Below are 9,346 nucleotides of genomic sequence, written 5' to 3' on the forward strand. Positions count from 1 at the left end.
GCTTAAACCGTCAGCGAAGTGTTTTCCCAAGTTCACAGGCTCTGCTCAAGGCGTTGTACCTGTCCACTTTCGAAGCTGCCAAGAAATGGACCATGCCGCTTCGGAATTGGGGAAAGGTGAGAGGCGAACTGGTCATCATGTACCCTGACAGATTACTGGCATGATAGTTCTAGCAAAATGACGATTTATTAACTCTTTATTAACTATCATAGAAGACCTTATTTACAGACTTTTCTTCATAGCCCCAAAAAATAATAAAAACTAAAGAGTGTAAGACTGACCATTCATTGCTTCCCAGCCAACTAAAAATATATTGCGTTCAAATAAGTTGTAGACCTCTGTATTCGATAATTCGACTTTTTTCCAGGGATCGTTTTGTGAGAATTTTATATATGCTACATCGTGATTGGCAGTATCCGATTTTAACCAAACGGTGTTTGTATTAACGATAGGAGGGTTCTTTTCCATATAAATGGTAATAATATTTTCCGAGAATGTAATTTCCTGTTCGGTTTTTTCTAGTGTAACGATAGACTTTTTATCTAAATACCATATGACGCCCATGTGTTCGTGAATACGTGGATAATTTCTATCATCATTCCAGTATTTTCCATATGAGGCAGACGATGCAGAAGGAATTGATGTAAATATTATTAATATAAGCACCATAAAAATACTTTTTCTCATAGATATAGCACCTCCTGAAAATGACATAAAGAGTATCTCTTAAAAAGTATTATACCATATAAAAAATGAAGGGTGAGTAGGAGCATGCGTAATTATGGGTTTATTAGGAAATTATGTGTATTTAAAATTACAATATATGGTTTGGGTGCCCCAAAATGCATTCGATATACGAAGTGTAAAAATGTAAGTCGGTTCAGCATAAAATATAAAAACCCGCTAGCGGGTATGCGGGTTTTTGTAAAGCATAAAGCAGGAAAAGTTCATGCTCATATAAAGAATACACAAAATGATAATTAATGTCAATAAAACAAAGCAAAATGTAATAATTATGTTATTTTAAAAGAAAATAGCACAATAAAATTGAATGTTACTATCAAAATACAATCATGTTAAAATCAAGATCACAAGATGCTGCGTATGCGTATTTTAAGCATTGATTTCGAGTAAATAGTCCAAAACTTCAGTCAATGAATTAAAACTGGCGTGATCGCGTTCTTTATTAATAATAAAAACCCATTTTTCATTATCGAAATTAGTGACTCTGTCAAGAAGCTGTTCGAGATGTTTTTGCTTTTCCAGAATATCATTTCTATTTGGGATAATACTTTTAAAGGAATATATTTTGGATGATACATAAATCGTATAATTAAGACTTTTTTCAGGAAACTCAAGTAATAGATAGAACGGTAAATAGGTGCCGAGAAAACGTTTGTTAGTAGCTTCATGAGCAATTGTAGCAGACGAAAGCGCATTATTGGCAGTAACACTAAAATGATCTTTTGTAATAGTAAATCCCTTAATTTGAAAATAATGCTCAAATTCTAACAGTCCTTGGGCGGCAAATTCATTAATTCTGTTTTGCACCTTTTTACTCAGCGTTTGTGATAAATCTTGACGCTGTTTTTCGAGTCTTGTGATTTCCTTTTCTTGCTCTACATTCATGGAAATAGTCACTCCTTTCAGAATACATAAGCAATAATAATATACTGTTATAGTTTGTAGTATATAATTTATCTATAAATAAATTTTATAGATAAATTATATAGGGAAAAAAGATAAAAATCAAATCTGCTGATAGGGAGGCATAATTGGAGGACAAAAATATGTTGTTGGATGGATGCATGGAACGTATTAATATTTAGCTGCCAAATCAGCTGTTCCCGTGATTGCGAATAGAAATAAGAGCGATAAAAAGTCGCTAACCGATCTACTTAAGAAAAAACTATAAAAATAATGATCAATGTTTGTTATATAAAGAAAGAAGCCGTCATAGGGACATATGACGGCTAGGCTAAAAGAGAAATGATTGTGGTGAAAGGTTTCTCGTGAACAGTATATCAATGAAAACGACCAATGTCAATAATAAATATCGATGAAAATATATTATTAATAGCTCTATGCACATTATCGTTGTCGTATATAAAGAGATAGAGGATCATTTTTTTGATAGACCGCTAGAAGGGGAATCGTATTTCATGTTGTCCGGAGTACCGAGTTGATTATACCGAAGCGCATAATTTTAGATAATATCCGACATATATTGTGTGGTTATGCGGTCTATACTATAATAAGAATACGTTGACTGAAAGTATAAAAAATATGGAAAGGAAGAAGAAGAAATGGTATGGAAAGGAGTACGTTTCGGCATGATGCTGCAGCTGGCCATAGGACCTGTCTTTTTTCTTGTCTTGACTGCATCTGCATTATATGGATGTCTGGCTGGGATTGCTGTAATGGCCGCCGCAGCTCTTGTAGATGCTGTTTTTATTGCCATATCTGCAGGGGGCATTGCGGTGCTGATAAAAAGACCGGGAATACAACGCCGGATCAAACTGTTTGGGTCTGCGGTTTTGATGTTTTTTGGATTATATATGACGGTGACGGCAATGGGGGAACAGGTACCGCAGATTACCTTTTCCGGTACAGGCTATGGGGATTTTTTTATGACGGGTCTTATACTGACACTATCTAATCCATTGACAATTCTTTTTTGGGGTGGTGTTTTTGCTTCACAGGCGGCGGTACATGGTGCATCGCCTCGTCAAATGAAAGGATTTGCGGCAGGATGCGTATTATCGACGATTTTATTCTTAACAGGTACTGCGGTGGTCGGAGCTGTTTTCAGTCGCTTTTTGCCACTGTCTGTTCTGCTTATGCTGAATGGCGCAGTAGGGGTCATTTTGTTATATTTGGGATTTCGTCTTTGGAGAACATAGTGGATAGCAAATAGATCCTGTGTTTGACATAATATATAAGCTGGGCCGTTAGCTGCGACGAGACTATTTTTTAGAGGTTCTTTTCTTGCTTTTAACATAGAGGTAACGGTATAATTAATATAATAAGATATATACGAATTTATAGTTGAGGAGAGATACATCATGATTACTTGTAATAGCAGCGGCAGCGTGGATTCAATGGTTGTAGGCGTCGATCAACGGATGATTATTTTATCACGCATTCCCAAAGAAGATGCGGCGCTGATTCAGGCTTACACGGAAAAGCATATAAATACGCTGCATTACACATCGCTTCAGACATTTCATTGCTTTGTGGAAGGGCGTTTAAAGACATATTTTCTTGTTGGATTAGACCATAAGCCTATTCATTATTCGACACATGAGGATTTTCTCATGGCCAAACGCATTATGGCAGCAGCAATGAAGGATGGTGTATCGGAGCTGGCAGTCATGGTCGATACGCTGGACATGGATGTAGCGTCTTTGATCGATGGCCTGTTGTATCGTAATTACGAATTTACTCATTACAAAACTAAGGCAAAATCGCAGACAATCCGTAATATCAATCTGATTACCTCAAGCTTGAAAATAAAAGATTTTAATACGATGTGCTATGTCTATACTGCTATTTATGAGGGGATTTATGTGGCGCGAGATCTTGTGAATATGCCTCCTAATGATCTGACGCCCCGTAAATTTGCGGATATTATCACCTCTATGGTAAAAGGAGATAATATTACGATAGAATCGCTGAATAAATGGGCTTTGGAAAAACGAAAAATGGGGGGCATTGTTGCTGTCGGAAAGGGAAGCATGAACCCACCGCAGCTGCTGGCGATTGCGTATCAGGGGGATCCGGACAGTACTGCGGTTTTGGGAGTCGTCGGCAAGGGTGTAACCTACGACAGCGGCGGCATTTCTCTTAAAAGCCATGCAAATTTGGAATTTATGAAAACCGATATGGCTGGTGCGGCGGCTGCGGTAGGGGTTATTCGGGCACTAATGCTTTTGAAATATCCTGTCAATGTATTAGCCGTTTTGCCGCTTGTAGAAAATCTGCCATCCAGCATGTCTTATCATGTGGATGATATTATTACGATGTATGATGGAAAAACTGTTGAAATCAAGAATACAGATGCAGAGGGACGGCTTATTTTGGCAGATGCGGTTACGTATGCACAGGAAAAAGGGGCAACTCGTGTCATTGATTTGGCAACCCTTACCGGTGCCTGTGTCACCGCGTTGGGGACGGTACGTTCCGGTATGGTGGGGAATGATCAGGAGTGGATGAATCGCTTGTTTAATATTTCTGAGCGGGTGCATGAAAAGGTGTGGCAATTTCCAGCTGACCGGGAATATGAGGAGCAATTGAAAAGTGATGTGGCGGATTTGAAAAATACCGGAGGATCGGAAGCGGGTGCTGTCACGGCTGGTTTGTTTATCAAGCAGTTTGTCAAATCGGATACCGCATGGATCCATTTGGACATTGCCGGCACAGCATTTTGCGAAAAAAAAGATGAAACTGGGTTTGTTGGTGCCACGGGAGTGGGGATTAAATCTATCTTGGAACTGCTCAAGGGAGGCATACAATGATTGTTGATCTGCATATGCATACTACGTGTTCAGACGGCATCTATTCGCCGGAGGCATTGACGAAAATGGCCGTAGAAGCGCATTTAGATGTTATTGCTATTTCTGATCATGATACCGTTGCCGCATATGCAGCACCGTATCATTTAAATGCGGGGACACGGATTATTCCGGCTATTGAAATGAGTTCTGATTACGAGGGCGAAGATGTCCATGTTTTAGGCTATTATCTGGATACGGCAGATGCTGATTTGCTTGCGTATTGCGCACAATTTAAAGAACGGCGGTTCCGGCGGGCGCTGGAAATTATTGACCGGTGCATTTCTCTGGGATATATATTGGATCGCGGGTATCTTGAAAAACGTATTGCTGAAGGTTCTGCAATAGGGCGCCCGCATATTGCACGCATGCTCGTAAAAAAAGGATATTTTTCTGATGTAAAGTCGGTTTTTGACACGCTGCTGTATCGTGGCGGGCCTGCCTACGTGCCATATCATCGCAAAACCATTCATGAATGCATTGATCTCATTCATCATGCCGGAGGAATTGCTGTATTGGCACATCCAGGGCTTTTGAGAAAGGTACTTACCCAAGTGTTGACACATCCCTTTGACGGTATCGAAGTATATCATCCTAAAAATGAAGGGCGTTATGAAGAATTTCTGGAGATTGCGGAACAAAAGGGCTGGTATGTCAGTGGAGGTTCTGATTTTCATGGAGTGCCAGGACGGTTTCCCGAACAGCTGGGTGTATTTGTTGTTGAAGCAAAACAAGTAGAGCGTTTTCTGAATTATCAGAGAAACTAGGTGAAAACAATGAAAATCATTGGGTTTATCGGATCAAGCGGAACCGGAAAAAGTCATCATGCATTAGTCGTAGCCTATGATCACCATATCCATTGCATTATTGACGATGGATTGCTCATCTATCAAAATCGCATTATTGCCGGTACGTCGGCGAAGGAAGAAACAAATCGAATGAAGGCTGTCCGATGTGCTATTTTTAGTGATACGAAACATGCTGCAAGCATTAAAAAGGCACTGCGTTCGATACAGCCGGATCAAATTCTGGTTCTGGGAACTTCTAAACATATGATTCATCGTATTTGTGAGGCACTTTCACTGCCGGAGGCGGAATCTTTTATTTTTATTGAAGATGTGTCATGCCCTACGGAAATTGCAAAAGCGAAGGCTATTCGCATCAAGGAGGGAAAACATATTATTCCCGTACCAACGATGGAGTTAAAACCGCATTTTCGGGGATATTTGCTGGCCCCGATACGCTCTCTTTTTTACAGCAGGAATGATAAAAAGACGCCTGACTTTGAGCGCTCAGTTGTGCGTCCTGTTTTTAGTTATTATGGAAAACTGACTTTTTCTAATGAAGTGCTGGAACGGCTTGTGCGTCACAGTTTGAAATCGGTTTCGGGGGTGGCTGAAATCAATACTCTCAAGATAGCAAAAAATTATCACTCGGAGCGGAATGGCTTAGCCATCATTTTGGCAGTGACCATCCTGTATGGCAAAAATATTAAGAAGCTTATGGGCCGTATCAAACGGGAAGTACAGCATGAAGTAGAATACACGACAGGAATGTCGATTGAAATTTTGAAAATTACTATTCGCGGGATTGTGCCGTGACAAGGGAAGTAATATCGGTGGCGGGAAATGAATTGATCATGCTGGGAACCGGAAACGCCATGGTTACCCGGTATTATAATACATGTTTTTTAATCCGGACAGCAGATGGAAACTGTTTTCTGACGGATGCCGGTGGCGGCAACGGTATTTTAGGTCGTTTGGAAGATGCGCATATTGCATATGAAACCTTGCATCGTATGTTTGTTACTCACGGACATACGGATCATATCATGGGGGTGATCTGGATTATACGGAAAATAGCAGCCCTTATGGAACAAAACCAATATGCTGGGGAGTTTGACATATATTGCCATGATGTGGCGGCGCATATTATTTTGACTATGTCGGATATGATGTTGAAAAAGAAGGATCGTTCTTATATTGGTACCCGAATACATCTCCGCGAAATACATGATGGAGAACAGCTGGCGGTTCCAGGCGGTATGCTTACGGTTTTTGACATTTTGTCGACTAAAGCGAAACAATTTGGCTATTGCCTGCAATTTTCTGATGGAATGAAAGTTACGTGCCTGGGAGATGAGCCGTATAATGCACGCTGCCGTCAGTATGCCGAACAGGCAGACTGGCTTTTGGCAGAGGCTTTTTGCCTTTATAAAGACCGTCATATATTTCATCCATATGAAAAGCATCACAGTACCGTAAAGGAAGCGGCAGAAACAGCGGCACAGCTGCGCGTCAAGCATCTTGTCTTGTATCATACGGAGGAGAAAACACGGGGATGCCGGAAAGCACTGTATACACAGGAAGCGTCACAGTATTTTGACGGCAGTATTTATGTGCCGGATGAAATGGAACATATTGTGCTGGATTAGCCAGGCGATTATCCATGTTGCCGGATACAGGATAATGAAAAATTATTACCACATGTGACGGATACATAGTTTGACAACAAAGAAAATATTGGTATACTAATGAGAGAGATTGAGGGGGAGCGCCCTGAATCTTTGGATGAATACAATACATAGCGAGGGAGTCCGTGTTTCGGATTGAGAGGGTACTAGCGAGTACCGACCGTTGCCTTCAGGGAACCGTCTGGCAATCAGCTGTGTGTTTGTGGTATGCAAAAACTTCACGACTGGTATTTTCAGCGGATGTCCCGGGAAAATATATCAGGGGAGTGAAGTTTTTTTTATGGACAAAGATAAAAAAGTATTACGGTTAGTTGTGATGGCCATGCTTATCGGACTTGGTGTTGTTATATCTCCGATTTTACGTATTGAAGGCATGTGCCCGATGGCACATCTCATCAATATTACCTGTGCGGTACTCCTGGGACCTTGGTATGCTTTGTTGTGTGCGACCTTGATAGGGATTATCCGCATGACTATTATGGGCATACCGCCGCTGGCTCTTACGGGAGCTGTCTTTGGCGCTGTTTTATCCGGGATATTATATCGGATATCGGATGGCCGTATTTGGGCGGCCGTAATCGGCGAAATTATTGGTACCGGTATCATTGGCGCTATTGTTTCTTATCCTGTTATGACATTGCTGTACGGGCGGACGGGATTGACCTGGATGTTTTATGTACCGATGTTTATCAGTGGTACTCTTATTGGCGGGACGATTGCTTTTTTCCTGCTTCTGACGCTTTCCCGCAGTGGCACTCTGAGAGAATTTCAAAGAAAATTGGGAGCGAATGTGTATGATAAACGAAAATGACCTAACTGCACCATTTTCTGCCATACGGCGACGGATAAAGGAGCAAGCTCCTCTGATCCATTGTATTACCCATCCGATTACGATGAACGATTGTGCCAATCTCGTGCTGACAACGGGAGCTAAACCGCATATGGCGTCACATCCGCAGGAGGTTGCCGAGGTTACGGCCGGTGCAGCTGCGCTGGCTGTAAATCTCGGCAACATTACAGACGACCGGATGCTTGCTATGAGACGGGCTGCTGAAACTGCACGGGCAGTTGGCATTCCTGTTTTGATTGATTTGGTAGGTGTAGCAGGCAGTACATTGCGGCGGGATTTTGCCTGCCGCTTTATTGCAGACTATAGGCCGGCAGTCATTAAAGGCAATAGTTCTGAAATGAAGGCCGTCTGCGGGCTGCCATCTCATGCAGTGGGAGTAGATGCAGGAGCTGCGGATGCTGTGACGACAGGCAATTATACAGAGGCAGAAAGGCTGTTTGGACAATATGCTGCTGCACAACATACCGTCGTACTTGTAAGCGGAGCTATTGATATGATAACTGATGGACACGTATCCTGCGGCGTGACCAACGGTACGCCTCTGCTGGCGCAGCTTACCGGAACAGGCTGTATGCTGGGGGCGTTGGCAGGAACCTATCTGGCGGCTGGTTCACCGTGGCAGGCTGCGGTGTTGTCTGCCGTTACCATGGGTCTGGCGGGAGAATATGCAGCTATTCATGCAACCGGAATGGGTAGTTTTCATATGGCACTGTTTGATGCTTTTACCAATCTGACTGATGAACAAATTTGTACCGAGGCTCGGTTTGTGTAGTTGAAAGCTATTTATTCATATCAAATTAATGTTATTATGTAAGGGTTTGTGAGTTTGCTGCTGCATATTCGTGCTTATATGGCACATGTGAGGCCAGTTGACTCGATATTTTGTAAATAAATGATGTAGCCTTTTTATTGCTTTTTATGAAGAGACGCGGTTGAATAGTGCATACTAATTAGGGTAATATATGGCTTGACTTTGGGGAGAACATGATAGTATACTAATTATACATACCGTAGGGAGGTGAAGGAAATGAATCCTGTCAAAAAGAGTTGGCTGCAGGAAAATTTTGCAGAAGCTATAGGAAACAGGAGAAACATAACACAACACCATACGGGGGGGGGGGGGTATTCGAACTGTAATAATACGCACTTTGTATTATGTTGCCCTGCCATTATTAAATTAAATACGGGATACGTGGGCCTTGTTATAAATTGGCTACCAGTAAGGGGATGTGACAAAATGAGAAATCATTTTGTCCACATCCTCTTTTTATTTGCATCTTGAGGTAATAAGCAGGAAATTACTGCAAAATAGGCATAAAACCCCTTTCCCCATAAAAACTGCTTTTCTAGAGTTTATGCGGCTTTCTTCAAACGTAGTCTTTTATTGTGGTATTTATAAAGATTATGCCCGATAGAAACCAGGAAAATCTCTAAACGTACTTGTTCCATGCCTTTTCGAACGATTCTTTT

At 41.5% G+C, this 9,346-nt stretch carries 9 protein-coding genes; 7 read left to right on the forward strand and 2 right to left on the reverse strand.

The window, feature by feature from the left end; translation table 11 throughout:
• Positions 1-261: 261 nt before the first annotated feature.
• Both AB840_RS14205 and AB840_RS14215 read right to left on the reverse strand, forming a co-directional pair.
• Complete coding sequence (locus AB840_RS14205; protein ID WP_048515502.1) at positions 262-687, reverse strand: hypothetical protein; 426 nt, start codon at positions 685-687, stop codon at positions 262-264.
• A 426-nt stretch (positions 688-1,113) separates the two neighbouring features.
• Positions 1,114-1,629: a hypothetical protein gene (locus tag AB840_RS14215; RefSeq protein ID WP_048515504.1), complete on the reverse strand. Its 516-nt coding sequence runs from the start codon at positions 1,627-1,629 to the stop codon at positions 1,114-1,116.
• A 677-nt stretch (positions 1,630-2,306) separates the two neighbouring features.
• Between AB840_RS14215 and AB840_RS14220 the strand changes: the two genes are divergently transcribed.
• From AB840_RS14220 to thiM, 7 genes are all read left to right on the forward strand, one after another.
• Entirely contained in the window at positions 2,307-2,903 is a 597-nt protein-coding gene (locus AB840_RS14220) for a LysE family transporter (protein WP_048515505.1), read from the forward strand.
• Between the two features lie 162 nt (positions 2,904-3,065).
• Positions 3,066-4,517, forward strand: a complete 1,452-nt coding sequence (locus AB840_RS14225; protein WP_048515506.1) for a leucyl aminopeptidase family protein — start codon at positions 3,066-3,068, stop codon at positions 4,515-4,517.
• On the forward strand, positions 4,514-5,320 hold the full coding sequence (locus AB840_RS14230; RefSeq protein ID WP_048515507.1) for a PHP domain-containing protein: 807 nt from the start codon (positions 4,514-4,516) through the stop codon (positions 5,318-5,320). Before AB840_RS14225 ends, AB840_RS14230 begins: the two co-directional genes overlap by 4 nt.
• A 9-nt stretch (positions 5,321-5,329) precedes the next feature.
• Positions 5,330-6,154: an Asp23/Gls24 family envelope stress response protein gene (locus AB840_RS14235; protein ID WP_048515508.1), complete on the forward strand. Its 825-nt coding sequence runs from the start codon at positions 5,330-5,332 to the stop codon at positions 6,152-6,154.
• 17 nt (positions 6,155-6,171) lie between these two features.
• Positions 6,172-6,987: an MBL fold metallo-hydrolase gene (locus AB840_RS14240; protein ID WP_200810000.1), complete on the forward strand. Its 816-nt coding sequence runs from the start codon at positions 6,172-6,174 to the stop codon at positions 6,985-6,987.
• A 319-nt stretch (positions 6,988-7,306) separates the two neighbouring features.
• Complete coding sequence (gene thiW / locus AB840_RS14245) at positions 7,307-7,837, forward strand: energy coupling factor transporter S component ThiW (protein WP_048515512.1); 531 nt, start codon at positions 7,307-7,309, stop codon at positions 7,835-7,837.
• Positions 7,821-8,648, forward strand: a complete 828-nt coding sequence (thiM, locus tag AB840_RS14250) for a hydroxyethylthiazole kinase (protein WP_048515509.1) — start codon at positions 7,821-7,823, stop codon at positions 8,646-8,648. The genes thiW and thiM overlap by 17 nt, the downstream gene beginning before the upstream one ends.
• Positions 8,649-9,346: the final 698 nt, after the last annotated feature.

It is taken from the genome of Megasphaera cerevisiae DSM 20462, from assembly GCF_001045675.1.
Taxonomy (GTDB): Bacteria; Bacillota; Negativicutes; order Veillonellales; family Megasphaeraceae; genus Megasphaera; species Megasphaera cerevisiae.